Here is a 25,199-nt window from a genome sequence, read left to right as displayed (position 1 = left end):
AGGCATACATATCGCGACGGCAGCACCATCGCAGGTACTACCATGTGGGCTCCTTGTTGCCCCGGCCTGATCGGATGAAGCTGCTGCCCGCCAAGACACGTCTCACCCTCGCCCTCGTTTGGCTGGGCTTGTTGGCTGCAGTCGGTTTCTGGCTGTCATCGCAACTGTCCATGAGCGGTGACCTGCGCAAGTTCATGCCTGACCCGCAGACGCCTGAGCAACGCCTGTTGATGGATGAGTTGGGCGAAGGGCCGGGCTCACGTTTGCTTTTGCTGTCGATCTCCGGCGCAGATTCCGACACACTGGCCGCGCAATCTCGAGCGCTAGCTGCGACGCTCGCCGCCGATAATCGTTTCCTGCTGGTGTCGAATGGCGAGCCCGCCAGCATCGACGTCATTCCCGAGCGCCTGCGTCCGTATCGTTATCTGCTGACACCGAGTCTGGACTCGCAGGCGCTTGATCGCGATTACCTTGCCAGCGAATTGCAGGCACGCATTGAGGATCTTGGCTCCCCGGCCGCGGGCTTGCTGGAACCGTTGATTCCTTCCGATCCGACGCTCGAAACCTTGAAGCTGATGGAAGGCTGGCAGCCCGCCAACGGCCCACAGCGCTTGCATGATGTCTGGTTTGATCGCGCCGGAAAATCCGCACTACTCATCGCCGAAACGCGTGTGGCCGGGTTTGATCCGACCGGGCAGGAAATCGCGGTCAATGCCGTGCATGAAGCCTTCGCCAAGGCCAGCGCGGGCACGAGCACTTCGTTGGAGATGAGCGGCCCCGGTGCGATATCGGTGGAAATCGGCGGGCGCACCGCGCGCGAAGCCAGCCTGATTGGTTCGGCCGACACCATCGGCCTCATCCTTTTGTTGTTGATTGCGTACCGCAGCTGGAAGATGCCGTTGTTCGGCGTATTGCCGTTGGCTACCGCCGGCATCGCAGGTCTCGCCGCTGTCGCCTTGCTGTTCGATGGCGTACACGGCATCACTATCGCGTTCGGCTTCACCTTGATCGGCGTGGTGCAGGATTACCCCATCCATCTGTTTTCGCACCAACGCCCAGGCATCACGCCATGGCAGAACGCACGCAGCATCTGGCCCACGCTGGCCACTGGTGTAGCAGCCACCTGCATCGCGTACTTCACCTTTCTTGCGTCGGGCGTGGATGGCTTGAAACAACTGGCGGTGTTCACCATCGCAGCCCTGCTTGCGGCCGCGCTGGTCACCCGCCTCCTGCTGCCTGCGCTGCTGGACCCCGACCCGCGTGACCCGGCCGACTCCCCGTTGATGGCACGTTTGTGGCGCGGCATTGAACGGCTGCCGCGCCCGCGCGCGTGGATGCTCGCCTTGCTCGCCGTCGTGGCACTCGGGGTGATGAAATTCGCGCCGCCTCCGTTCTGGCAAAACGATTTGTCGAAGCTGACCCCCGTGCCTGCAGACACCATGGCCCGCGACAACCGCTTGCGTGGCGAGCTGGGCGCACCGGACGTGCGCTATCTCCTTGCCCTGCATGGCCGTGACATCGAAAGCGTGCTGCAAGCGAGTGAGGCCCTGCGTCCGAAACTCGACGCCATGCGCATGGATGGCGTGATCGGCGGTTACGACATGGCCGCGCGTTACCTGCCCTCCCTCAAGGTGCAGCGCGAGCGCCAAGTGCGCTTGCCGGATGGGGATGCCTTGCAACCTGAGTTGGATGCAGCACTTGTTGGCACGGACTTCGTGCCGGACGTATTCGAGGATTTCGTGCGCGATATCGAAACTGCACGAACCGCGCCGCCCCTCACGGCGAATGATCTCGATGGCACGCCACTCGCCACTACTCTTGCAGGCTTGTTGCGCGAAGAAAGTGGCCGCGCCACTGCACTGATTTCAGTATCCGGCATTCGTGATGACGCTACATTTCTCCGCGCTGCGAAAGCAGCCGGCCTGCAGCCTGTAGACATGAAGCGGGCCTCCGAATCTTTGGTCGTGCAGTATCGACAGCGCGTGCTGTGGTCACTCGCCGTGGCGGCACTGCTGCTGTCGGCAACGGTTTGGTTCTCGTTGCGCGACCCACGACGCACACTGCGCGTCTTGCTGCCGATGGCGCTGACCACGCTCGTCATCATCGCTGTGCTGCGCGCGTTCGGCGTCGAGCTCAACCTGTTCCATTTGGTGGCGCTGATCTTGGCGGCTGGATTAGGACTGGATTACGCCTTGTTCTTCGATCATGCCGGTGATGGCATGCGTGACCAGTTGCGCACCTTGCATGCTTTGATCGTTTGCAGTCTGATGACATTGCTGGTGTTTTCCTTGTTGGCACTTTCTTCCATACCAGTGCTGCGTGCGATTGGCGTCACCGTAACCTTGGGCGTAATGTCAAACTTCGTATTGGGCTTGCTCATTGCAAGGCAGCCGGCGACGCGTGCGGAGACGTCACATGTTTGACGTCGATGCCTTGGCCCGGATCGACATCACGACCCTTGTCCCGCACCAAGGTGCCATGTGCCTGTGGCAACGCGTATTGGCTGCGGATGAAACTTCGGTGGTGGTATCGACGGACTCCCATCGCCATACAGATAACCCGCTACGTAGCGATAATCTCCTGCGGGCCGTGCATCTGGCCGAGTTCGGCGCGCAAGCCATGGCCGTGCATGGCGGCTTGCTGGCGTTGGCAACTCATGCGCCTGTACGCAAAGGCTTCCTGGTGGCACTGCGTGGTGTGAGCCTCCACGTCACGCGCATCGATGACTTGCACAACGAACTGATCGGTCATGCCGAATTACTGATGCAAGGCCAGGATAGTCAGCAATACGCATTCCGCATCGAGCATGCTGGGCGACTGCTTGCCGAAGGCCGCGCCGCAGTGATGCTTCAAGACTGAGTGGCAAGCGTTAAAGTGTCGCTTTCCCAGTGGACGTCTGCATGGATGCCAATCACCCCCGAAAGCATGCTCTGGTCACCGGCGGCAGTGGCGACATCGGCGGCGCGATCTGCGTTGCACTTGCTGCGGCAGGTCATCACGTCATCGTGCATGCGAACGGCAACCTTGCCCGTGCCGCCAGTGTTGTTGAACAGATCACAAGCCAAGGCGGCAGCGCCGAAGCCATTGCCTTCGACGTCACCGATGCCGAGCTCTCCCGCACTGCCATCGAATCCTTGCTGGCCCAGGCCCCGATCCAAATCCTCGTCAACAACGCGGGCATTCATGACGACGCGCCTCTTGCCGGCATGACCGAGCCGCAATGGCGCAACGTCATCGATGTGTCTTTGCACGGATTTTTCAATGTCACCCAGCCGCTGTTGCTACCGATGTCGCGCACTCGCTGGGGCCGCATCGTCAATATCTCCAGCGTGGCAGCGGTGCTGGGCAATCGCGGGCAAGTGAATTACGCGGCGGCCAAGGCAGCATTGCACGGCGCGAGCAAATCACTGGCGCGCGAAATGGGTAGCCGGGGCATCAGCGTCAACGTAATCGCGCCCGGCGTAATCAAAGGCAGCATGACCGACAATGTATTCCCGCCCGAGCAAATCAAGGCTATGGTGCCGGCGGGGCGTGCTGGCTCACCCGAAGAGGTGGCCGCATTGGCCGCGTTTCTTTGCAGCGACGCGGCGGGCTATATCAATGGCCAAGTGATCGGCATCGATGGTGGCATGAGCTAACCCTGAACATTCATCAACAAGGAGAGTGTGGAATGCACAAGAAGACATTGGGATTTGTGTTGCTGGCCGCATGCGCGTTCGCGACACCCGTTCTGGCACAGCAAACCGTCAAGGTGCAAAGCACTATTCCCTATGCCGAGGACAATGACATCTCGGACACGATCAAGACCGAATGCCCCTTGGGCACCCAGCTTGCAGGTTTCATCAAGCAGTACAGCACTGTTCCAGTCGAACTGGTCGATGGTGAGGCCAGCAAGAGTAGCGGTCGCGTGCTGGAAGTGACCATCACCGATGCAGTCAGTATGGGCAATGCCTGGATGGGGCATCAGAAGTTCGCCAAGATCAAAGGCACGCTTTTCGATAATGGCAAGAAAGTGGCCAGTTTCAAGGCACGGCGCAACTCCATGGGTGGCGCCTTCGGTGGCTTCAAAGGCTCTTGTTCGGTGCTTGGTCGCACCGTCGAGGTGCTTGGTCAAGACGTGGGCGGCTGGTTGAAAGACCCACGAGACGGCGCAGCGCTGGGCGATTAAGTCCGCTCATGCCCCAAGTGCATACAAGAAGGGCGCCTCATGGTGCCCTTCTTCGTTCGCGAATCAAGTCGCGGCATACCAAGCTTGCGGCAACATCGGTTCACCGACTTCCACGTCGTCGAGCATCGCCATCAATTCGCCCGAGTCGATCTCGGAATGCATGGCACGCACATGGTCGACAATTTCTTTCGCTAAGCGCTCCATCAACTTCACGTTGCCGGCGATACGTTGTGCAAACGCATCATCTTCTTGCGCATCGCGCAAGGATCGGTTCATTTCATGGAACCAGCCAATCACGTATTGATCCAGCAGGCGCCCATCTTCTGGCGCACCGTAGTCATCCGCTTCGGCCCAGGCACGGAGAAAAGGCTGCATCGCTGCATTGAGTCCACTGGCTCGCTCCAGCTGCGAACGTAAACGACCAAGCATCGACAACGAAGTGATTCGCCCCGACATGTATAGCGGCGCAAGCGCGGCCCAGTAATAGGCGTAGTCCCAGATTACCTTCACCGGCATCACGCGTGCATTGCCGAACAATGGATACTGATCCTGATACAGCAACATGGTGTTGTCGTAGAAAGACTGCAGCAATTGCTGATACACCGCCGCATGGGCACCTATCGATTGCCCCGCGCGATCCTTGGCGATGAGGTCGGTAATGAATGTGTTGGAAATGGCGATGAAGTCGCTGCCAGGCGAGTAATACGGGTCGGCGAACAGGCCGGCTTCACCCGTGATTGCCCAGCGTTTGTCGGAATAGAGCTGCATGCACTCATGCGAAAAATGGCGCATGAACATGAAATCCAACAATCCATACTCCGGCTTGTCGAGCGTCGCAGCGAGCTGCGGCTGGTGCTCGCGCATCCACGCCATCGCCTTGTCATGCGTATTGATCGTGGACAGCGGATGCAACGCTTCATCAGCGACGATGCCGATCGAATGCGCGTTGGAGGAAAGCGGAATCATCCACACCCAATAACCCGGACCGCACAAGTGATTGGTCGAGCGCCAACGATCCGGCGGATCGCAACGCGACAGCCAAGCCTCATCACTGGACCACTGCTTGGGCTGCACGAAACCTTCCACGCGCCACCAGGATGAATTGACATCATGCGCATTCGTCTTGGCCAAGCCCAGCTTGCGCTTGAGCAAGCCCGCGCGACCTGAAGCATCGATCAACCAGCGCGATTCGACCTGATGCTCGTCTTCGCCTTGCGCGTAACGCACCTGGTGCGACGCCGCGCCTTCACCCAACTCGATGCCGCGCACAGTAGCGGCATCCACGAATTCGATGCCGCGTTCACGCGCCAACTCACCCAGATGGTTTTCGAAACGGCCGCGATCAATCTGCCACGATGGTGTCGGCAGCAAGCGACTGACGCCAAGCTCCGTGCATCGATCTATATTTTCGCTGCGGTCGGAGAAGAAGAACCTAAAGCCGAACTTGCGGATGTGCTCATCATTGAGGTGATCGCGCAGACCAAGCACATGGGCGAAATAATGCGCGCCAATCTCGACGGTGGATTCCCCCACCTTGAACGCCGCCTCGGGCACCGGATGCGAGCGTCGCTCGATGACGCGAATGCTCAGAGCGGCATCTTGTTGCTGCAGCTGCAACGCCAACGTCAACCCGGCCAGGCCACCGCCTAGGATGAGGACATCACGTGTTTCGATGGCCACGATCAGCCTGCCTGTCGTACATGCGCAGAAGGCGCAAGCAGCACACCATCCGCATCATCGATCACCGGAGGCTGATTGCGAATGCTGCGATACACCGCAGGCACACCGCCGCGCTTCAGGCACTGCCAGACGATGTGCGAAGTGATGCGGCTGAAATCCTTGAGCGGCTTGAAGTGGCTGGGGCGAAACTGCTGATCGCCGTGCACATCGGCATAGCGCGCTTCGATCGGGATCGACACGCAGCGCACACCGAGCTGCTGCGCGGCAGACATGAGAATCTGCGCCTCGTAGACAAAATCTTCGCCGGGCACATCGCCTAGCGCCATTACATTGGCGGGATACAAACGCTGCCCACTTTGGCTGTCGGCAATCTGGTAGCCGGTGCCCCAGGCCACGCCCCAATCACCGAATTCATTGGCAAGCCGTCGATACGTGGGTTGCTGCGACCGTTTACGCAAACGCGCACCAATCACGATCCAGCCCGGGCGACGATTGCCGGCATCGATCAGGCGTGGAATATCGTCAGCGCTGTGCTGTCCATCGCCATCCATGCTGATCGCTGCAGCCACGCCCTGACGCAACGCCTCTTCGAAACCATCGCGGAGCGAAGCTCCTTTGCCCTGCCTTGTTTCGTGGCGAAGCAAGGTGATCGGCAAATCATGGAGGGCTTCACCGGTGCCATCGTCGGAACCATCATCGATCACGATCACGCGCTCGGCGTGGCGCAGCGCGCCCTCCACCACTTCACGGATGCGCAGGCGCTCGTTAAGCGCGGGGATGATGATGGCAATGTTGTGTCGGTCGTAAGTCACGAAAGCATCCTGCGGTCAGGCCGGGCCGATGTCGATATGCAACGCGCGGCCCGCGCCTGCATCGATCTGGAGCGAAGCGGCATGGTCGTGCGCCAAGACGTCGAACACCGGCAGCATCGGGGGCATGGCATTGCCTGCTTCGCGGATCGCAAGCGCACCCTTGGCTGGCGATGCATCGGCATCCCCCAGGCGTACGGCAATGCTGCGCCCGGCGCCATCGCCGCCGGCCAGCAACAATGCGCCGCCCAATGTGCCGGTGGCCTGATGTACCGACATCAACGGGCCGACCGCCGCCGTGTCGTAGGCGACCAGCAACACGGCGTGGTTGCCGGTGGCCAGCTGCACCATCGCTTCCAGCAAACCTTGCGCGAAGCTGGCGTCGTATGCAGAAAGGGCGGTGGCGGGATGCATGCAGCCCGCGCCTATCGTCCAGTAACCGGCCGCGGCGTTGTGTACGGAGTTATGAAATTTGGTAGGCGAGATGGAGGCATGATCGTCGCCCGCCAAGATCTCGCTCATGTAATCGGTAATACCAAGATCGCCGTGAGTCGATGCGAATACCGATGGCAGCGTGGCCGGATCGCGGCCAGCTGCTTCACATGCAGCCAAAGCGACTTCCAATGCAACGGCGACGGATTCAGGTGCGCGACGACGCTCATTCGCGGCCAGCAATTGCGGCGAAGGTCGCGCGGGAGCGTTCTCGGGCAATACTCCGTCCTGCACGAACGCGACTGCATCGCGCCACGAAGGCAATCCTTTCGACCAGTAGCCGATGCCTTCGATGCGGGCACTGAGCGCGGTCATGGCACCACTCCAAACAAAAGCGAGCAATTGTTGCCACCGAAGCCGAACGAATTGTTCATCGCATAGCCAATCGGTTTGCTTTGCGATGCGAAGCGGATTTGCGGGCCGCATTCGGGATCAGGCTGATCGCTATTGAGCGTGCCTGGCAAGAAGCCGTGCTGCAGTGCCAAGAGCGCAATGGTGGATTCGACGATGCCCGCAGCGCCCAGCGTATGGCCGGTCCAGCCCTTGGTGGAGCTCGCATGCAAGCTGCCCGGGAACAGCGTCTTCACTGCCTTCGCTTCGACACTGTCATTCGCAGGTGTAGAGGTGCCGTGCAGGTTGAGGTAGCCCACATCGGCCGCGGCTACGCCCGCACGCGCGAGGGCGTCGCGCATCGTCAACTGTGCTCCCAGGCCTTCGGGATGTGGCGCGGACATGTGGTGGGCATCACTGGATTCGCCATAACCCAACAAGTGGAGAGAAGCCGCATCACCCACTCCTGCCCGCTCAAGTAGTGCGAAACCACCAGCCTCACCCAGCGACAATCCATCGCGGCGTGCATCGAATGGCATGCAGGGGTTCTTCGATACCAGGCCCAGCGCGTTGAAGCCGTACAGCACACTGCCACACAAGGTGTCGACGCCACCGACCAAGGCTGCATCGACGATACCGGCTTCAATCAATCGCGCCGCTTGCGCAAACACTTTCGCGCTGGACGAGCACGCGGTCGCCACGGTGATGCATGGGCCCGTCAGACCGGTCGCTACCTGGACGAAATTGCCCAGCGAATGCGGTGTATGAATTTTGGGGCGGCGCATCTGGGGCTGAAGCTGGCCATCGTCGGTCAGGTCCGCGTAAGCGTCCTCAGTTTCGCCGATGCTGGCGGTGGACGTGCCAACGACAACCGCCACGCGCGTCGCACCGTGGCGTTCACCTGCGGCTTTCGCGGCTTCAAACAGACCGTCCTGATTCAGGGCCAACCAGGCGAGACGGTTATTGCGGCACTCCCATTCTGCCAAGGCTTCTGGCAGAGGCGCAGCCTCGAGTCCATCTACGCGACCAATCCATGTCGGCAACGGCGCGCCCGCTTTCAAGGGACCGAAATCATTCGCCCGCAAGCCGCTCTTGCCTGCTTGCAATGCCGCCAAATGCGCTGCACGGCCACGCCCCAGTGCACTGGTCGCGGTGTAGTGGGTCACAGCAAGCGGCGCCATGACTGTGGTCGGCGCGAATGGGGTTTGAGACACGGAATTACCGAGTAGGCGTATGGCCGGAAGTATAGCGATGGCGGCACCGCGGCCAGTACTGCATTGCGCCGCCCGGGGGCTTAAGATTCACATTGAAATGAGCAGCCGCATCGCACACCGCGCTTCCATCATGATCGACCGCGACGTCTTGCATGTCGGCGGAGTTGCGCTGACGGCCTGCGTGCTCAGCGCAGGACTGGTGTACGCCGGCTATTTTGTTCATGCATTCAGGGTGGCGCGCAACACGCCTTGCGAACCCCGCGCCGGACGCTGCCTGCTGCTATTTGGCAAACATGCGCCGGGCGGGCGGATCGATGCCGATTTCAATGCACGCATCTCCCGTGCCGGCGAGGTTTGGCGCAGCCACGCACCCGAACGCATGGTGCTCTTGGGCGGCGGACCCGATGGTCAACCGACCGAAGCTGAATTGGCGCGCGCCGCGCTTATCGCCCAGGCCTCGGTGGACGAATCCGTGCTGCACCTGGAGCGCGAATCGCGCGACACCCTGCAGAACATGCGCAATGCCCGTATTTTGCTTCGCGCGGCTGCGTACCAGGGCCCCGTCGTCTTGCTCACCAGTCGCTATCACCTGGCGCGCTGCCGGCAGTTCGCCAAACAATTGGGTATCGAGGCCGAACTCTGCGCCGCCGAAGCCCGCTTGGCCCTTACTCCACGCAACCTGTGGCGCATCGCCGGCGAGGCCGGTTATCTATGCCTGCTGGACATCGGCACGCGCTGGGCGCGCCTGATCGGCTCCAAACGCATGCTGGAGCGTGTCACCTAAGGTTTCGGGGCTAGCTCGCCCTCAATACCTCGACTACCCTGAGTACAGGCCAGCAGGGGGCTGGCCCTTCATACAAGGGGATTTCATGCGCTTCGTCACGCTCATTCTTGTTCTTGCGGCGCTGTCCGCCATCGCGTTTTCCAGTCAGGTCATGGCGCGCTCCGCGCCCTTGGTCGACCCAGATCCCATCGACGTCCCGGCCGGCTTGACCGACAAGCAAATAGCCAAGGAAATCAAACGCGCCCTCCTCCAACGTGGCTGGGAAGTCACCGGGGACAAGTCCGGAGAGATCGAAGGCACGCTGCACCTGCGCACGCACATGGCCAAGATCCGCATTGGCTACGACAGCAAGCAGGTCAGCATCACCTACCTCGACAGCAACGATCTCGAATATGCCGAGAAGCGGGGCAAGCGCGTCATCCACCCCAACTACCTAGGCTGGATTGGCTTCATCGCCACCGATATCAAGGCGAACCTTGGCGTGACCGCACTGGACAACGAAAGCGAAGGCTGACTCACCGCTCATTTTCGCTTTCTGCGGCGGGCCTTGGCCCGCCGTAGCCGTTTTTGCACATGCTTGCATCACCCGACCGCGCTAGCATCGGGGTTTTCCGCGGCCGACACTGGATGCCCCGATGCCCAATCCCGCTCGACTCTCAGCTTGCGCTTCGGTGCTTGCCCTCACCCTCTTCGCTCCCATGAGCCACGCGCAGACACCATACGCACCCAAGCAGGTCACGGCCGAGGATTACGCACGCGCCGAATCGATGTTGGCGCACAAACTCAACCCCTTGGTCGATGGCGCGGCGCAGTCGCTGGCGTGGCAAAACGGCGATCGCGTCTTGTGGGTGGAAACCCGTGACGGCAAGTCCCGCTTGATGGGATTCGATGCCGCCAGCGGCCAGCCCGTGGATCTCGCCGATGCGACATCGCTCGCCAAAGCCCTGGGCGAAGCCAGCGGCAAACCGGTCGATGCCGATACCTTCGCCGCGCGTCTTCGTGGCCTGCGTCTCGCTGATGATGGCCTGCGCTTCAACTTCGGCGGTGACGACTACGACTGCAAGCGCGATGCCGTGTGCACCAAGCAACCGAAGGCCGCGCAGAAGGAGGGCGACGGCCCGGCAGTGAAGTCGCCGGATGGCAAGCGCGAAGCGTTCATTCGCGACTGGAACCTGTGGCTGCGCGACATCGCCAGCGGCAAGGAAACCCCGCTGACCACCGATGGCGTCACCGACTACGGCTACGCCACCGACAACGCGGGCTGGAAGCACACCGACAACGCGATCCTGGTGTGGTCGCCGGGCTCCGACAAGATCGCCACCTTCCAGCAGGACCAGCGCAAGACCAGCACGATGACGCTGGTCGCGACCGGCGTGGGTGCGCCCAAGGTCGAGCAATGGAAGTACCCGTTCGTGGGCGATGAGCACATCACCTTGATCGAGCGCGTCATCATCGACCTGACCGGCAACAAACCGAAGCTGGTTCGCCTCAAGATGCCGGCTGACCAGCACCGCTCTACCTGCAGCGACGACATCGAATGCAGCGACGGCTGGGAAGACGTGCAGTGGGCAAAGGATGGCAAGACCCTCGCCTTCGTCAGCACCGATCGCGGCCACAAGTCCGCCACGCTGCGGGTGGCCGATGCCGCGACCGGCACGATCCGCGAGGTGTTCAAGGAAACCGTCGCCACCCAGTACCAGAGCGCACCGGCACTCGATTCAGTGATGTGGCGCTACCTGCCCGAGAGCAACGAGTTCCTGTGGTTCAGCCAGAAATCCGACTGGGGCCATCTGTATCTGCACGACCTCACGAGCGGCAAGCTGAAGCGCCAGGTCACGCGCGGCGACTGGAATGCGACCAAGGTCGTGCGCCTCGACCCGGCCACGCGCACGGTGTGGTTCACCGGCGTGGGCCGCGAGGCTGGCCGTGATCCGTACTTCTCGCATCTCTACAAAGCGAGCCTTGATGGCGGCGACGTGCAGTTGCTCACCCCCGAAGATGCCGACCACAAAGTGCAACTGTCGGATGAGGGCCGCTTCTTCATCGACACCTATTCCACCAGCAGCGCGGCGCCGATAACGGTGCTGCGCAACCTGGACAGCGGCGCGAGCGTGAAGGAAATCGCACGCGCTGACACCAAGCGCCTCGAAGCCGCCGGCTGGCGCGCACCGGAGAAGTTCACGGTCAAGGGTCGTGACGGCAAGACCGACGTCTACGGAATGATGTGGAAGCCGTCGAATTTCGACAGCAAGAAGAAGTACCCGATCATCAACTACATCTACCCGGGCCCGCAGGTCGGCTCGATCCGCACGCGCAGCTTCGCCACTGCACAGATCGACCATCAAGCGCTCGCGGAGCTCGGTTTCATCGTGGTCGCCATCGACGGCATGGGCACGCCACTACGCAGCAAGTCCTTCCAGGATGCGTATTACGGCGACATGATCGACAACACCCTGCCTGACCAGGTCGCCGGCATGAAGCAACTGGGTGCGAAATATCCGTGGATCGACCTGGATCGCGTCGGCATGTGGGGCCACTCGGGCGGCGGCAACGCGACCGCCACCGCGATGTTCACCTATCCGGACTTCTTCAAGGTCGGCATCGCCGAGTCGGGCAACCACGACAACCTGACCTACGAAGACGACTGGGCCGAGCGCTACCACGGCCTGATGGAAAAGAAAGCCGACGGCAAGACCAACTACACCGGCCAGGACAACGCCTCGCGAGCGAAGAACCTCAAGGGCAAGCTCTATCTCATCCACGGCATGATGGATGACAACGTGCCGCCGCAGACCACACTGCAAGTGGTGGATGCGCTGATGAAGGCCAACAAGGATTTCGACTTGTTGATGTTGCCGCACGCACGCCACGGCTTCGGCAAGGATGGTTACTACGTGATGCGTCGTCGTTGGGATTACTTTGTCCAACACCTCTTGGGTGCCGAGCCGCCGAAGCAATACGAAATCAAAGTACCGGCCCCCCTGAGCCCATGACACCGCGCACCGCCGCCCATACCCGCTTGCGCGAAGCCACGGCCGTCGATCACGCCCGCGTCGACGGCTGCTTCCCGCACGGGCTGCAAGATGCAGCGGCTTACCGGCGCTATCTGCGCGGCATGCATGCGCTGTTGACGGCACTCAGCAACCGCGATGAACAGCTGAATGTCGGATACGCCATACATCGACAGCATCTTGCTGATGACCTGCTTGCCCTCGATGCACGCTCTGCGTCATTGCCCAGCGGTATCGACATCCTCGACCCTCATGCGCGCCTTGGCGTACGCTACGTGATCGAGGGCTCCGCGCTCAGCGCACGCCTGCTGCTGCGCCAAGCCGAGGCGCTCGGTCACCACGCTACGTCGGGCGCCACGTTTCTGACCCATCATGTGGACCGCGGCATCACCCATTGGCCGCGATTGATGCAGGCCTTGGCCCAGCATGATCCGGCGACTTCGGATTTCAAAACAGTGATCGCCTCTGCACGCAACACCTTCGCGCTGGCGGCATCATGCTTCGACCCGATGGGCTCAGCCGGGGATGTGGATGAAGGACAGGACCGCAAGTGAGATCGCACAGGCTACCGTAGCCTGCGCGAACGAGCCGATCCAATTCAGTGGCGGCATCCAGCCACACGGTTATCTCTTCAGCTGCCACCCCACCAGCGGCATCGTCCGCCACGTGTCCGCGAATTGTGGCCAGCTGTTCGAATGCGACCCCTCCGAGTTGATCGGGCAACCGATCGACGACTTCATCCAGCTGCCCTCTTCCGTGGCCGAACTCGCCGCCCTACAGGATGGGGCATTCGCGCGTTACGTCGGCAGTGCCAACATCGGAGCACAGGCCCGCTATTGCGATGTCAGCCTGCACTTGGCGCAAGGGCTCGCGCATCTGGAGGTCGAGCCACAGCCCGTGAACAGCCGGTCGCTGTCCGCAGGCGAACTGGCGCACGAGATGATCGTCCGTCTGACCGATGCGCAGGCGACCGAATCCCAGCTGCACGATGAAATGGCCAGGCAAGTCCGCCTGCTCACCGGCTTCGACCGGGTGATGATCTATCGCTTCCTCGACGATGACACGGGCGAAGTGATCGCTGAATCCTTGGCCGAGGGTGTGCAGTCATACCTCGGCGTGCGCTATCCGGCATCGGATATCCCGCCACAGGCGCGTGCGCTTTACCTGCGTAATCGCGTGCGGGTGATCGCATCGACCGATTACGTGCCTTCGCCCATCCAGCCTGCCGTCGTACACGACGGTGCACCACTCGACCTCTCGATGCACGGCCTGCGCAGCGTCTCGCCCGTGCATCTGGAATACATGCGCAACATGGGCATGGCCGCCTCGATGTCCATTTCGATCATCGTCGATGACCGCCTGTGGGGACTGGTCGCCTGCCACCACCGCACGCCCCGGCAGCTGCCGCCACGGCATCGCACGGCTGCAGATTTGCTCGGCATGTTCTATTCGCTACGCGTGACGTCGATGCAACATCTCAAATCCGCGACACGCAAGACCCGTGCCCGGGCGATCCGCACCGAGATGTTGCGGGCGCTGGCTTCGGTGGATGACCCTTCCGCGTATCTGGCGAAATTGTTGCCGGAGCTGCAAGAGATCGTGCCCGCCGATGCCGCCGTGCTGGTGACGCCACAGGACATCACCGTGGTCGGCGATGCCGTGACGGCGACCACGCTCGATGCCGCCCGCACCTGGTTCGAGGCACAACCCGGTGACGTCGCCGCCAGCCATGTCGCCAGCGAATGGATGGGCGATGCCGCATCGGAAGGCCACGCGGGCCTTCTGGGCATGCGCCTGACCGACGGCCGCTCGGTGCTGCTGCTACGCCGCGAAGAATCAGGCGAGGTCAGCTGGGCGGGCGAGCCGGTCAAACATCTGGTCACGACCGATGACGGCGTGCGCCTGGCTCCGCGACGCAGCTTCAACATCTGGCGCGAAATGGTCAGCGCGCAGGCACAGCCCTGGAGCCGCGAAGACCTGGAAGACGCCGAACCCACCGCCATGCTGCTGCGGCAGACCCTGCCTTCGGCGTCCTGATGCGGGCAAGGCCACGGTTGTCCCGCACGGCAGCAGCGGCTAACCTCGCGCCTCCTGCACTGATTCCCCGCACCGATGACTGATGCCCGCCAACAGCTCAACCCCTTGCCGCGCCTGATCTTCGCTTCACGTTGGCTGCAGCTGCCTCTGTACCTGGGCCTGATCGTGGCACAGGGCGTGTATGTGTTCCTGTTCCTCAAGGAGCTGCTGCACCTGGTCACCCACGCGGTGGGTTGGGGCGAGCAGCAAATCATGCTGGTGGTGCTCGGCCTGATCGACGTGGTGATGATCAGCAACCTGTTGATGATGGTGATCGTCGGCGGTTACGAAACGTTTGTTTCGCGCATGCGCCTTGAACGCCACCCGGACCAGCCGGAATGGCTGTCCCATGTCAACGCGAGCGTGCTGAAGGTGAAGCTGGCGATGGCGATCATCGGCATCTCTTCCATTCACTTGCTCAAGACCTTCATCGAGGCCGGCACGCTCGGCGACATGCCCCTATGCGGCACCACGGCGGCCTTCGCGTCTGCCGCCTCGGCCGCGGCGCAAGTGCCGGCCTACCTCGGCAAGACCTGCACCACCGTGTCCACTGATGGCGTGATGTGGCAGGCGATCATCCATGGCCTCTTCATCCTGTCGGCGATCGGCATCGCCTACACCGACAAACTGATGACTAACGCGGCCAGCAAGCGCGAACACGCCCACTGACCGCTACGCTCAGGCCGGTTTGGTACCGAACAAGACGCGCTTCTCTTCATCCGATAGTGGCTTGCCGGCGTCAGGATTGACCTCCGCGCCACGCGCGTAGGCGCGCTCGGTCGCCGGGCGCGCGCGGATGGCGTCATGCCAGCGTGCCAGTGCGGTGTAGGCGCTGCGGTCGATTGGCGCGCGCGCATACACATCGATCCACGGATACGTCGCCATGTCGGCGATGCCGTAGTCGCCACCGGACAGGTAGTCGACTTCCTGCAGACGCCGGTCCAGCACGCCCAGCAGGCGATCCACTTCGCGCGCATAACGCTCTTTGACGTAGTCGATCGCTTCCGGCGCGTACACGTGGAAATGCCCGTACTGTCCGGTCATCGGCCCTAGCCCGCCCATCTGCCAGAACAGCCATTCCAGCGTGGTCGTGCGCCCGCGCACATCGCTGGGAATGAAGCGCCCGGTCTTGTCAGCCAGGTACTGCAGGATGGCGCCGGATTCGAACACGCTAAGCGGCGCGCCGCCATCCGCGGGGGCGTGATCGACGATGGCCGGCATCTTGTTGTTGGGCGAGATGCGCAGGTAATTCGCCTCGAACTGCGCACCCTTGCCAATGTTCACCGGCTTGATCTGGTAGTCGAGGCCGGCCTCTTCGAGAAATAAGGTGATCTTGTGGCCATTCGGTGTGGGCCAGTAATACAGGTCAATCATCGCGTGCATCCAGGGTGGGCGCTCCAGTCTAGCCCGATGCGTAAAATGAGCCGATGGATGTTTCCCACTTGCTCGACGGCCTCAACACCGCCCAGCGCGAAGCCGTTTCCGCCCCGCCCGGCCACTTGCTGATCCTCGCAGGCGCGGGCTCGGGCAAGACCCGCGTGCTGACCCATCGCATCGCCTGGCTCAACGAAGTCCATGGCGTGCCGGCCCACGGCATTCTGGCGGTGACCTTCACCAACAAGGCCGCGGGCGAAATGCGACATCGCGCGGATGCGCTGTTGCCGAATGGCGGCCGCGGGATGTGGATCGGCACTTTCCACGGCATCGCCCATCGCCTGCTGCGCCTGCATTGGCAAGACGCCAAGTTGCCGGAGGGCTTCCAGATCCTCGACAGCGATGACCAGTTGCGCCTAGTGAAGCGCGTCGTACAGCAACTGGAATTCGACGAAGCGCGCTTCCCACCCAAGCAGATCGCGTGGTGGATCAACGCGCAGAAAGACGAAGGCCGGCGCCCGCATCACATCCAACCCAGCGGCGACGAATGGGGCGAGGTGATGCTGAAAACCTACACCCTCTATCAAGAGCGCTGCGATCAAGCGGGCCTGGTCGATTTCGCCGAGATCCTGCTGCGTGCGCACGAACTACTGCGCGACACCCCGGCCTTGCTGGCGCATTACCGCCAGCGTTTCCGCGAACTGTTGATCGACGAATTCCAGGACACCAACGCCATCCAGTACGGCTTCGTGCGCCTGCTCGCGGGCGACACCGGCAATGTCTTCGTGGTGGGCGACGATGACCAGGCCATCTACGGCTGGCGCGGCGCGAAAGTGGAGAACGTGCAGAAATTCCTGCAGGACTTCCCTGGCGCGCGCACCATTCGCCTGGAGCAAAACTATCGCTCCACCGCCAACATCCTGGATGCCGCCAACGCGGTCATCGCCAACAATCCCGATCGCCTCGGCAAGCAGTTGTGGACGGACTCAGGCGAAGGCGAGGCGATCGATCTCTACGCCGCCTACAACGAGATCGACGAAGCGCGTTATGTCATTCAGCGCATTCGCCAGTGGGTAAATGATGGCGGTAGCTGGAGCGAGGCGGCGATCCTGTATCGCAGCAACGCGCAGTCCCGCGTATTCGAAGAAACCCTGCTGGCCGAGCAGATTCCGTATCGCGTGTACGGCGGCATGCGCTTCTTCGAGCGCATGGAAATCAAGGACACGCTGGCTTATCTGCGCTTGATCGCCTCGCGTGTGGATGACGCCGCCTTTGAGCGCGCGGTCAACACGCCGACCCGCGGCATCGGCGAGCGAACAATGGATGAAGTGCGGCGCACCGCCCGCGGCGCTGGCGTGCCCTTGTGGGAGGCGACGCAACTCACGATTCATGGGGATACGCTGACATCCCGCGCCAAGAACGCCCTCGCCGGTTTCGTCCAGCTCATCGAGCAATTGGCCGATGAATGCGTCGATCTCAACCTGCAGGACAAGATCGACCACGTGCTGGTGCGCTCGGGCTTGCGTGCGCACTACGAGCGCGAATCCAAGGGCAGCATCGACTCCCGCGTGGACAACCTGGACGAACTGGTGAGCGTCGCCTCCCGCTTCAACCGAGGCGATGACGAGGAGTCCGCACAGCTGACGGAGCTCGTCGCGTTTCTTGCCTACGCCGCACTCGAAGCCGGCGAAGGCCAGGCCGATGCGGGCGAAGAAGGCGTGCAGTTGATGACCCTGCACAGCGCGAAGGGCCTCGAATTTCCGCTGGTCTTTCTCGCCGGCGTGGAAGAAGGCCTATTCCCCAATGCACGCAGCGTTGAAGAGAGCGGACGCCTGGAAGAAGAGCGCCGCTTGGCCTATGTCGGCATCACCCGTGCACGGCAGAAGCTGGTGTTGTCACACGCGGAAACACGCCGCCTGCATGGACAGGACATGATGGGACTGCCTTCGCGCTTCCTGCGCGAGATCCCGCATGCGTTGCTCAATGAAATTCGCCCGAAGGTGAAGGTCGCCCGGCCGTACTTGTCACCTGCGCGTCGCAACGCCGGTCATGCGCCCATCGAAACGCCGGGCATCGCGCTCGGCACAAACGTGCGTCACGCGACGTTTGGCATGGGCACCGTGACCGATATCGAAGGCAATGGCGCACATGCGCGCGTGCAAGTGAACTTCGACGAAGCGGGCAGCAAGTGGCTGGTGCTGGCCTACGCCAACCTGCAAATCATGTGATCTTCCGGGTAAGACAAGGGCCGCTTGCGCGGCCCTTGTTTTTCAGTGCAACGATTGGCTTATCGAAAGCCGTGGCTCAGCAGTCCGGGGCCTCGCAGGGCTCGGCTCCGCGCTTCGCCACGCGCGCCAATGGCGCGCAAACCGTGGCTCTTTAGCGGTCCGGGGCCTCGCAGCGCTCGGCCCGCGCTTCGCCACTCGCGCCAATGGCGCGCAAACCGTGGCTCAGCGCCCATCCCGGTCAAAGTCGCCGGGGAGCACACGCTCGACGCCGTGCCATGCATCCTTGACAGCGTACTTGGCATCGTTCCATGCCATCTTCGACGTGCCCTTGGCCTGCTCCCAACCGCGTTCCAGATCGGCTTCGAGGCGATCATCCCATTCGCGGCCTTCTTGCTGCGCACGCGCGAAGGTGCCGTAGCGGTAGGCCGGGCGATAGTCACTTTCGTAGCCGTAATCGGCCTTGTAGTAATCCGCCTGGCTGTAACGGTCGGCGTAGTAACGATCCGTCGCATCATAGGCACGATAGGTACGGTCGCTGCGGTCGAAGGCATCACGCACGGCGTCCTTGGCTTCTTCCCAGCTCAGGCGCGACTTGGCCTTGGTGGCTTCCCAGCCCTGACGGATATCCGCTTCCAGCGCATCGTCCCATTCACGACCTGCGTACTGGGTGCGTGCACTGTTGCCGTAGAGATACGCCGGCGCGTAATCGGCTTCGTAGTTGTACTGGCTGTTGTAGTACGGGCGGGTGGTGTAGGTGTTGCGCCAATATTCGGTTTCACCCGTCGGGTCCACGCCTTCGGCCACCGTGTGTCCTGCAGCGCCACCGGCCGCGGCACCGATCGCGCCACCGACCAAGGTGCCAATCGGCCCGAAGAGGGAGCCGATCACCGCGCCCGCGGCTGCACCGCCTGCGGCGCCCACACCGGTACCGACCGGATGCGAACCGGGCTCGCCGGTGATGGGATCGCGGTTCATGTCACGTGTTTCATTCGTCATCGCACTAGCTCCGATCTTGGGGGGAGCTTGCTACTTTCCCGAACGCCACGTCGCGAGCACGTGCAAATTTGGTTGTCGTTAGGTGAAGGCGCTTAACAGTTCATCTGCGAGAAGGTTTTCACCAGCTGTAGAGTTGGATGTACACGGGCCGTATCACATCCTGCGGCGGCTCGAAGCGCCCATCGCCGTTGCGATCGATCAGGTAATACGGCACGCCTCGTGCCGGCGTGATCTTGACCATGCGCAACAGGCTGCCTACTCGGTATTCTTCGACGAGATCGCTGTTGGCTTCCAAGCGTGGCTGTCGCTCCGCGCCCTCAGGCACAGCGGGCGATGTCGCACACGCCACCAGTAACGCGGCCATGATCACGACCGCGATGCTCTTGATGCGCGTGCTAGTCGAGCACGTCATAGCTGAAGCCCCATAGCTGCACGTTGCCTTGCATCACGCCTTGATCGGTCGTGAATTGGCCCGAGCTGTGCAGCTGCCCCACGAAGGTGTAGCGCTTGCCTTTTTGGAGGGCGCCACTCGGCATCACCGTCGCCGTTTGCGGTTGCAGGTAGAGCGTGACTTCGCGCCCTTCCGGTGTCTTCACCAGCACGCCCTGCCAGCGACCGTCCTTGACGATGTGTTCGTTGATCTTGAGGAACGCCGGCTTGCCCTTCGGGTCGGTCACCGTGGCGGTGAATCGCACAAGTGACCCCAGGTGTTGGTCCATGCTTTGATCGGGGTCTTTTCCTTGCTTGCGCAGCGAGCGGCGGGCATCGGCATCCTTGATGATGTCGTCGATATTGTCGTAGCGAATCTGCCAGGTGAGCTCGCGCAGCCGATTGAGCATGAAGTCGCTCGGCACCAGCAAGCTGGTGCTGCGATGGCACGCATCGGGATCGCTGCCCATGCATTTCATCGGCCAATCTTCCTTGATCCAGCGATCAATCGGGCGAAGCGGGTCATTGAATTCCAGCAACTTCGCTACGCCGGGCGCGAATGCAAAGGCGGATTGCCCCTGTGCCGGCGCGACCACGATCACGCCGCCATTGCCCAAGTCCAACTTGCCGATGCGCAACTGTCGCAGCATCGCCCATGCATAGTCCTGCGCGCTCATGCCGTGCAGGTCGTTCACGACGAGGAAGGCGAGCTCGGTGCCGTGCTGGCGGGCGATGTCGCGCAGCTTGCCATCCAGCTTGGCGAGTTCCGCAGCGTCGAGTTTGCCGGTTTCATCCACCACGAAGCGCCCGTACTTGAACGGCACGGCATTAGTCGTTGGCGTGGGCAAACTTGCCGTCACCGGTGGCGGCGAAGGCGTGGCCGCGGGGCTGGGTGGCGTCGTGGCGGTCGCACTGCATTCACCACCCGCCTGGCGACAGGCTTCGGCCCAGCCTTGGCGAATCGCATCGGCGCGCTCGGCGCGGCCCGGATGCGTGTGCGATCCCTTCTCGCCCACCAGCGCCATGATCGCCTTGGTCGCGGCGGTTTGCGTGGCGCCCATGCGATACAGGACATAGCCGCTGAACTTGTCGGCCTCCAACTCGATCGCCGGACGGCTGCCGCCCGAGGTAATCGTGTGGCCCGACAAGTGATGGCCGCTTTCGTGCGCCATGATGCTGACCGGCGCCCACGGATCGCCGCCCGTCAGCCGTTGCGAGGTCTGGATGAAATCGGGTTGAAGGCGATGACACGTTTGGGCTGGCGTTGGCTGTCGAGCATGATCAGCGCCGCCGCGTTTTCCACCGGGCCCGAGGTGACCACGAAGTTGGCAGGCAGACCGGTGAAGCCCATGATCTTGTCGACCATGCTGCGACAGTCGCCGGGTGCGGCTCCCCCCAGCGCAGACGGCTGCAATTGCTCGGTCTTGCCGCCGCAGGAGCACGCCTGCAGCGCTGAGGCCACTTCCTCGATTCTTGCCGCATCCGTCCATTCGCGATCCGGCGGCTCGGCGGCGGTGCTTTTTCCGGCGCCACCCTCTCCCCCGCCGCCACACGCGACCATGAGGGAAAGCGTGAGTAGACTCATGGTCAATTGGCCGGTTTTCCGTAAACGCATCGCATCCTCCTTGTTTGGCATCAGTCCAATTGCATCCGCACCATCATCAACACGAAATACGCATACACGCGGAGCAACACCCAGCTGGCCGCGAGATAGATCAACAAAGACGCCACCAAGCGAGGCCATTCGCGCCGCAAGTCCACCAGGAAGAACTGACGGAAAGCCACCGCGACAATAGCCAGCTTCACTCCATGTATAGCAAGTAGCTTGAAAACGTCTTGTATGTGCGCACGGCTGCGGGATCCGTCCACAGCATCGACGGCAACAAGGCCAGAATGATCGCGGCAAGGATCAATATCTGGCAGTAAACAGCGAGCACGAGATGTTCGATGCTGTTGTAGCCCAGCCGGTTCCGATAGATCGCCCATGACGCGATGAAGATCGCGTCTATGCCGGTGGTGAAGCTCCAGTTCGCATAGGCCTGCACCTTCTGGAACATCAGGTTCACTTCTTCATCTGCACGGCTTGAATACTGCAAATGCTCAAAAAACTGTTGCTTGAAATCACCAGAATCAGAATGACCACCAGAAACGCCAGCAGCTTCAGCGGATGCATGTGCTTCTTGCGCATCCCCATCACGTATTCACGTGCGACGTAGCCCGGCTGTGTGATCAAGCGCCGCAAGGTCTGTACCGAGCTGATCTCGAACAGCCGCCAGTGTTGCCACGTCTCCAGCCGCAGATCCTTCCAGCCCAGCCGGCGGGCACGCTTCTGCCCGCATTGCCCGCAGAACGGCGTTTCAAGCGGCGCGGCGCAATCGCGGCACACCGCGACATCGAAGTACGCGCTGTCCAGCCGCACGGGCTGCTTGGGTCCAGCAGCGCCTTGCGGCATTGGGCGTTGCGGCGCTGCAGCCGGCTGCTCCTGCATCGGCCTCTCCGGTGGGGGAACGGATGTCGCGATCTAAGCCCGAGCGCCTAGAATCACTGTATGAAGAAACTCGTGCTGATCGACGGCTCCTCGTACCTCTACCGCGCCTTCCACGCGCTGCCCCCCCTCACTAACGCGGCGGGCGAACCCACCGGCGCCTTGTTTGGCGTAGTCAACATGTTGCGCGCGCACCTGAAGGAGGCGCCGGATTACATCGCCTTCGTGATGGATGCGAGCGGGCCGACCTTCCGCGATGCACTGGACCCGGAGTACAAGGCCAATCGCCCATCGATGCCGGATGAACTGCGCGCGCAAATCGAGCCGTTGATGCAGATCGTGACGGCGCTGGGCCTGCCGATCCTGCGCGAATCGGGCGTAGAAGCCGATGACGTCATCGGCACGCTAGCCTTGCAGGCCGCCGATGCCGGCGTGGAAGTGATCGTCTCCACCGGCGACAAGGACATGGCGCAGCTCGTGCGCCCGCAGGTCGCGCTGGTCAACACGATGAGCGGCAGCAAGCTGGACAGCGATGCCGCGGTGATCGAGAAATTTGGCGTGCCGCCGGAGCGCATCGTCGATTACCTCTCACTGGTCGGCGACAAGGTCGACAACATCCCGGGCGTCGACAAGTGCGGGCCAAAGACCGCCGCGAAATGGCTCGGGGAATATGGATCGCTCGATGGCGTGATCGCGCACGCGGCCGACATCAAGGGCAAGGTGGGTGACAACCTGCGTGCGGTGGTGGACCGCCTGCCGCTCAACCGTGAGCTGGCCACCATCCGCACGGATGTCGCGCTGCCGGATGCTTACGATGCGCTCGCCATGCGTGAGCGCGACACCGAAGCGCTACGCACGCTCTATGCGCGATACGGCTTCAATCAAGCACTGAAGGAACTCGATGGCGGTGCACCGGCCGCAGTCGCGAGCGAAGAAAAACTGCCCACGCCGGCGCGCGGATTCGTTGCGGCTCCCGTGGCCACTTCAACAGGCCCTTTGGATCCTTTGCTGTCCAAGCCCGGCGAATACGAAGCGGTGCTGACGCGCGAACAATTGGATGCGTGGCTACAGAAACTCGATGCTGCCGATCGCTTCGCCTTCGATACCGAAACCGATAGCCTGGATGCGATGCAGGCCAATCTGGTCGGCATCAGCCTGTGCGTTGAGCCGGGTCACGCTTGCTACATCCCGCTCGCCCATCGCGCGCCGGGGGCGCCCGCGCAACTGCGGATAGACGAAGTGCTGGAGGCATTGCGTCCTGCCTTGGTTAATGCCCACAAGGCGAAGGTCGGCCAACACGGCAAGTACGATTTGCACGTGCTGCACCGCCACGGCATCGACGTGCAAGGCTATGCCGACGACACGATGCTGCAGAGCTTCGTACTGGATTCCAGCCAGCGTCATGACATGGATTCACTGGCGAAGCGCGTGCTGGGCATCGACACCATTCCTTACAGTGATGTGGCCGGCAAAGGCGCCAAGCAGATTTCGTTTGCCGAAGTGGCGGTCGAAGACGCCACCCGCTACGCCGCGGAAGACGCTGACATCACCTTGCGCCTGTATCGCGCGCAGGCCCCGCAACTGGCCGAGGTGCGCGCGCTCGAAGGCGTGTACCGCGACATCGAAATGCCTCTGGTGCCGGTGCTGGAGCGCATCGAAGCGAACGGCGTGATGATCGACAGCGCCGAGTTGCGTCGCCAATCCGCCGACCTTGGCAAACGCATGCTGGAAGCGCAACAGAAGGCCACGGAACTTGCCGGCCGCACCATCAACCTGGATTCGCCCAAGCAGCTGGGCGCGTTGTTGTTCGATGAGTTGAAGCTGCCTGCGCTGGTGAAGACACCGAGCGGCGCACCCTCGACCAACGAGGAGGCGCTGGAAGCGATCGCCGATCAACACGAGCTGCCACGGGTGATCTTGGAATATCGCGGGCTGGCGAAATTGCGCAGCACCTACACCGAGAAGCTGACCGAGATGGTCAATCCGGATACCGGTCGCGTGCACACCAGTTATCACCAAGCGGGCGCGGCGACCGGGCGTTTGGCCTCCAGCGATCCCAACTTGCAAAACATCCCGATTCGCACCGAGGACGGCCGCCGCATTCGTCGTGCTTTCATTGCGCCGCCGGGTCGAAAGCTGGTGGCCTGCGATTACTCGCAGATCGAGCTGCGCATCATGGCGCACCTGTCCGAAGACCCGGCCTTGCTGCGCGCGTTCGAATCTGGCGACGACGTGCATCGCGCCACCGCCGCGGAAGTGTTCGGCCGCAAGATGGATGAGGTCACCGCCAACGAACGCCGCGCCGCCAAGGCGATCAACTTCGGCTTGATGTACGGCATGAGTGCATTTGGCTTGGCCAAGCAGCTCGGCGTGCCGCGCGGCGAGGCGCAGGATTACATCGCGCTCTACTTCAGCCGGTATCCGGGCGTGCGCGAATACATGGAACGCACGCGCGGGCAGGCACGCGGGCAGGGTTTCGTCGAAACCGTGTTCGGCCGACGCCTGTACCTGCCCTACATCCACTCACGCAACCAAGCCCAGCGGGCGGGCGCCGAGCGTGCGGCGATCAATGCGCCCATGCAAGGCACCGCCGCCGACATCATCAAGCGCGCGATGGTATCCGTCGATGCTTGGCTGAACGAGCATCGCGATCACGCACTGATGATCATGCAGGTCCACGACGAACTGGTGTTCGAGGTCGATGCCGCCTTCGTTCCCACCCTGACGGAGGCCGTCACCACCCGCATGGCCGGGGCTGCGCAACTGCGCGTTCCGTTAGTGGTTGATAGCGGAACCGGCGAAAACTGGGACGAGGCGCATTGATCAAATCTATCGTTGCGGCATGGCCTTGCCGCCTATTTGAACGATGACTGAATCCGCAAAAAACCCAACTATTTCTTAACGGAGCGGTTCACGAATCATCCATGTGCGGAATGCTCAACTATCACCCGTGGCAGATGCAACGTCTGCCGCAGATCGCTCCCCTCCCCTGGAGTTGATCATAGGGACCGGATCCCTCCCCAGATCCCGTTCCCTCCCCCCCGCCCCGCCGGCCCCCTCCGGCGGGGTTTTTATTTGCTTGATTCGAGCGCCTTGGACAGACGCTTAGTCCAACCTCTGCAG

Annotated in this window: 24 protein-coding genes; 12 read left to right on the top strand and 12 right to left on the bottom strand. The window is 62.1% G+C overall.

Features of this window, described 5'->3' with window-relative positions:
- Positions 1–74: 74 nt before the first annotated feature.
- The 4 genes from BW989_RS05025 to BW989_RS05010 are packed head-to-tail and all read left to right on the top strand — an operon-like array spanning position 75 to position 4,168.
- On the top strand, positions 75–2,423 hold the full coding sequence (locus BW989_RS05025) for an MMPL family transporter (RefSeq protein ID WP_076585970.1): 2,349 nt from the start codon (positions 75–77) through the stop codon (positions 2,421–2,423).
- Complete coding sequence (locus BW989_RS05020) at positions 2,416–2,859, top strand: hotdog family protein (protein ID WP_076585968.1); 444 nt, start codon at positions 2,416–2,418, stop codon at positions 2,857–2,859. The genes BW989_RS05025 and BW989_RS05020 overlap by 8 nt, the downstream gene beginning before the upstream one ends.
- A gap of 41 nt (positions 2,860–2,900) precedes the next feature.
- Complete coding sequence (fabG, locus tag BW989_RS05015; RefSeq protein WP_076585966.1) at positions 2,901–3,638, top strand: 3-oxoacyl-ACP reductase FabG; 738 nt, start codon at positions 2,901–2,903, stop codon at positions 3,636–3,638.
- A 32-nt stretch (positions 3,639–3,670) separates the two neighbouring features.
- Positions 3,671–4,168 (top strand): hypothetical protein, encoded by a 498-nt coding sequence (locus BW989_RS05010; protein ID WP_076585964.1) that lies wholly within the window; start codon positions 3,671–3,673, stop codon positions 4,166–4,168.
- A 63-nt stretch (positions 4,169–4,231) separates the two neighbouring features.
- Here BW989_RS05010 and BW989_RS05005 read toward each other — a convergent pair whose 3' ends face one another.
- Genes BW989_RS05005 through BW989_RS04990 form a run of 4 tightly spaced genes read right to left on the bottom strand, consistent with a single transcriptional unit; the run spans position 4,232 to position 8,660 of the window.
- Positions 4,232–5,848 carry an NAD(P)/FAD-dependent oxidoreductase gene (locus BW989_RS05005; RefSeq protein WP_076585962.1) on the bottom strand — a complete coding sequence of 539 codons (1,617 nt, stop codon included), beginning with the start codon at positions 5,846–5,848 and terminating at the stop codon, positions 4,232–4,234.
- Positions 5,849–5,850: 2 nt separating this feature from the next.
- Positions 5,851–6,660, bottom strand: a complete 810-nt coding sequence (locus BW989_RS05000) for a glycosyltransferase family 2 protein (RefSeq protein ID WP_076585960.1) — start codon at positions 6,658–6,660, stop codon at positions 5,851–5,853.
- A 15-nt stretch (positions 6,661–6,675) separates the two neighbouring features.
- The gene (locus BW989_RS04995) at positions 6,676–7,464 is read right to left on the bottom strand and encodes a beta-ketoacyl synthase chain length factor (RefSeq protein ID WP_076585958.1); all 789 of its coding nucleotides are present in this window, start codon (positions 7,462–7,464) and stop codon (positions 6,676–6,678) included.
- Positions 7,461–8,660, bottom strand: a complete 1,200-nt coding sequence (locus tag BW989_RS04990) for a beta-ketoacyl-[acyl-carrier-protein] synthase family protein (RefSeq protein ID WP_076585956.1) — start codon at positions 8,658–8,660, stop codon at positions 7,461–7,463. Before BW989_RS04990 ends, BW989_RS04995 begins: the two co-directional genes overlap by 4 nt.
- Before the next feature lie 130 nt (positions 8,661–8,790).
- On the opposite strand from BW989_RS04990, the gene BW989_RS04985 reads away from it, so the two are divergent.
- The 6 genes from BW989_RS04985 (at position 8,791) to BW989_RS04960 (ending at position 15,233) form a co-directional block, all read left to right on the top strand.
- On the top strand, positions 8,791–9,477 hold the full coding sequence (locus tag BW989_RS04985) for a YdcF family protein (protein WP_076585953.1): 687 nt from the start codon (positions 8,791–8,793) through the stop codon (positions 9,475–9,477).
- 85 nt (positions 9,478–9,562) lie between these two features.
- Entirely contained in the window at positions 9,563–9,991 is a 429-nt protein-coding gene (locus BW989_RS04980) for a hypothetical protein (protein WP_076585951.1), read from the top strand.
- A gap of 121 nt (positions 9,992–10,112) precedes the next feature.
- Positions 10,113–12,470: a S9 family peptidase gene (locus BW989_RS04975; RefSeq protein ID WP_076585949.1), complete on the top strand. Its 2,358-nt coding sequence runs from the start codon at positions 10,113–10,115 to the stop codon at positions 12,468–12,470.
- On the top strand, positions 12,467–13,042 hold the full coding sequence (locus BW989_RS04970; RefSeq protein WP_076585947.1) for a biliverdin-producing heme oxygenase: 576 nt from the start codon (positions 12,467–12,469) through the stop codon (positions 13,040–13,042). The genes BW989_RS04975 and BW989_RS04970 overlap by 4 nt, the downstream gene beginning before the upstream one ends.
- Positions 13,020–14,525, top strand: a complete 1,506-nt coding sequence (locus BW989_RS04965; protein WP_076585945.1) for a GAF domain-containing protein — start codon at positions 13,020–13,022, stop codon at positions 14,523–14,525. Before BW989_RS04970 ends, BW989_RS04965 begins: the two co-directional genes overlap by 23 nt.
- A 75-nt stretch (positions 14,526–14,600) precedes the next feature.
- Positions 14,601–15,233, top strand: coding sequence for a TIGR00645 family protein (locus tag BW989_RS04960; RefSeq protein WP_076585943.1), 633 nt, complete (start codon positions 14,601–14,603; stop codon positions 15,231–15,233).
- Between the two features lie 9 nt (positions 15,234–15,242).
- Here the strand turns inward: BW989_RS04960 and BW989_RS04955 are convergent, their stop codons facing one another.
- Positions 15,243–15,938, bottom strand: coding sequence for a glutathione S-transferase N-terminal domain-containing protein (locus BW989_RS04955; protein ID WP_076586473.1), 696 nt, complete (start codon positions 15,936–15,938; stop codon positions 15,243–15,245).
- Between the two features lie 53 nt (positions 15,939–15,991).
- Between BW989_RS04955 and uvrD the strand changes: the two genes are divergently transcribed.
- Positions 15,992–18,166 (top strand): DNA helicase II, encoded by a 2,175-nt coding sequence (gene uvrD / locus BW989_RS04950; RefSeq protein ID WP_076585941.1) that lies wholly within the window; start codon positions 15,992–15,994, stop codon positions 18,164–18,166.
- A 222-nt stretch (positions 18,167–18,388) separates the two neighbouring features.
- Here uvrD and BW989_RS04945 read toward each other — a convergent pair whose 3' ends face one another.
- From BW989_RS04945 to BW989_RS04920, 7 genes are all read right to left on the bottom strand, one after another.
- The gene (locus BW989_RS04945) at positions 18,389–19,162 is read right to left on the bottom strand and encodes a hypothetical protein (protein WP_076585939.1); all 774 of its coding nucleotides are present in this window, start codon (positions 19,160–19,162) and stop codon (positions 18,389–18,391) included.
- Between the two features lie 118 nt (positions 19,163–19,280).
- Complete coding sequence (locus BW989_RS04940; protein ID WP_076585937.1) at positions 19,281–19,574, bottom strand: DUF2782 domain-containing protein; 294 nt, start codon at positions 19,572–19,574, stop codon at positions 19,281–19,283.
- Complete coding sequence (locus tag BW989_RS04935) at positions 19,558–20,763, bottom strand: TPM domain-containing protein (RefSeq protein WP_076585935.1); 1,206 nt, start codon at positions 20,761–20,763, stop codon at positions 19,558–19,560. The genes BW989_RS04940 and BW989_RS04935 overlap by 17 nt, the downstream gene beginning before the upstream one ends.
- A gap of 32 nt (positions 20,764–20,795) precedes the next feature.
- The gene (locus BW989_RS12570) at positions 20,796–21,206 is read right to left on the bottom strand and encodes a hypothetical protein (protein WP_165688557.1); all 411 of its coding nucleotides are present in this window, start codon (positions 21,204–21,206) and stop codon (positions 20,796–20,798) included.
- Between the two features lie 20 nt (positions 21,207–21,226).
- The gene (locus BW989_RS12565; protein WP_165688556.1) at positions 21,227–21,397 is read right to left on the bottom strand and encodes a hypothetical protein; all 171 of its coding nucleotides are present in this window, start codon (positions 21,395–21,397) and stop codon (positions 21,227–21,229) included.
- Positions 21,394–21,648, bottom strand: a complete 255-nt coding sequence (locus BW989_RS04925) for a hypothetical protein (protein ID WP_129582817.1) — start codon at positions 21,646–21,648, stop codon at positions 21,394–21,396. The genes BW989_RS12565 and BW989_RS04925 overlap by 4 nt, the downstream gene beginning before the upstream one ends.
- 5 nt (positions 21,649–21,653) lie before the next feature.
- The gene (locus tag BW989_RS04920) at positions 21,654–22,010 is read right to left on the bottom strand and encodes a DUF3667 domain-containing protein (RefSeq protein ID WP_165688555.1); all 357 of its coding nucleotides are present in this window, start codon (positions 22,008–22,010) and stop codon (positions 21,654–21,656) included.
- A 129-nt stretch (positions 22,011–22,139) separates the two neighbouring features.
- On the opposite strand from BW989_RS04920, the gene polA reads away from it, so the two are divergent.
- Complete coding sequence (polA, locus tag BW989_RS04915) at positions 22,140–24,899, top strand: DNA polymerase I (RefSeq protein ID WP_076585927.1); 2,760 nt, start codon at positions 22,140–22,142, stop codon at positions 24,897–24,899.
- The last annotated feature ends 300 nt before the right edge of the window (positions 24,900–25,199 follow it).

Source organism: Solilutibacter tolerans, assembly GCF_900155935.1.
Lineage (GTDB): Bacteria > Pseudomonadota > Gammaproteobacteria > Xanthomonadales > Xanthomonadaceae > Solilutibacter > Solilutibacter tolerans.
Note: the sequence above shows the minus strand (reverse complement) of the source record. Positions and strands in the feature narration are given on the sequence as shown.

Coding starts and splice junctions, on each gene's coding strand:
- BW989_RS12570 (WP_165688557.1), bottom strand. CDS start 21,206: ATGCGTTTACGGAAAACCGGCCAATTGACCATGAGTCTACTCACGCTT.
- BW989_RS04925 (WP_129582817.1), bottom strand. CDS start 21,648: ATGTTCCAGAAGGTGCAGGCCTATGCGAACTGGAGCTTCACCACCGGC.
- BW989_RS04985 (WP_076585953.1), top strand. CDS start 8,791: ATGAGCAGCCGCATCGCACACCGCGCTTCCATCATGATCGACCGCGAC.
- BW989_RS04995 (WP_076585958.1), bottom strand. CDS start 7,464: ATGACCGCGCTCAGTGCCCGCATCGAAGGCATCGGCTACTGGTCGAAA.
- BW989_RS05025 (WP_076585970.1), top strand. CDS start 75: ATGAAGCTGCTGCCCGCCAAGACACGTCTCACCCTCGCCCTCGTTTGG.
- BW989_RS04945 (WP_076585939.1), bottom strand. CDS start 19,162: ATGACGAATGAAACACGTGACATGAACCGCGATCCCATCACCGGCGAG.
- BW989_RS04960 (WP_076585943.1), top strand. CDS start 14,601: ATGACTGATGCCCGCCAACAGCTCAACCCCTTGCCGCGCCTGATCTTC.
- BW989_RS05020 (WP_076585968.1), top strand. CDS start 2,416: ATGTTTGACGTCGATGCCTTGGCCCGGATCGACATCACGACCCTTGTC.
- BW989_RS04935 (WP_076585935.1), bottom strand. CDS start 20,763: ATGGCGCACGAAAGCGGCCATCACTTGTCGGGCCACACGATTACCTCG.
- uvrD (WP_076585941.1), top strand. CDS start 15,992: ATGGATGTTTCCCACTTGCTCGACGGCCTCAACACCGCCCAGCGCGAA.
- BW989_RS04990 (WP_076585956.1), bottom strand. CDS start 8,660: ATGGCGCCGCTTGCTGTGACCCACTACACCGCGACCAGTGCACTGGGG.
- BW989_RS04980 (WP_076585951.1), top strand. CDS start 9,563: ATGCGCTTCGTCACGCTCATTCTTGTTCTTGCGGCGCTGTCCGCCATC.
- BW989_RS04955 (WP_076586473.1), bottom strand. CDS start 15,938: ATGATTGACCTGTATTACTGGCCCACACCGAATGGCCACAAGATCACC.
- BW989_RS05010 (WP_076585964.1), top strand. CDS start 3,671: ATGCACAAGAAGACATTGGGATTTGTGTTGCTGGCCGCATGCGCGTTC.
- polA (WP_076585927.1), top strand. CDS start 22,140: ATGAAGAAACTCGTGCTGATCGACGGCTCCTCGTACCTCTACCGCGCC.
- BW989_RS04940 (WP_076585937.1), bottom strand. CDS start 19,574: ATGACGTGCTCGACTAGCACGCGCATCAAGAGCATCGCGGTCGTGATC.
- BW989_RS04975 (WP_076585949.1), top strand. CDS start 10,113: ATGCCCAATCCCGCTCGACTCTCAGCTTGCGCTTCGGTGCTTGCCCTC.
- fabG (WP_076585966.1), top strand. CDS start 2,901: ATGGATGCCAATCACCCCCGAAAGCATGCTCTGGTCACCGGCGGCAGT.
- BW989_RS04965 (WP_076585945.1), top strand. CDS start 13,020: ATGAAGGACAGGACCGCAAGTGAGATCGCACAGGCTACCGTAGCCTGC.
- BW989_RS04970 (WP_076585947.1), top strand. CDS start 12,467: ATGACACCGCGCACCGCCGCCCATACCCGCTTGCGCGAAGCCACGGCC.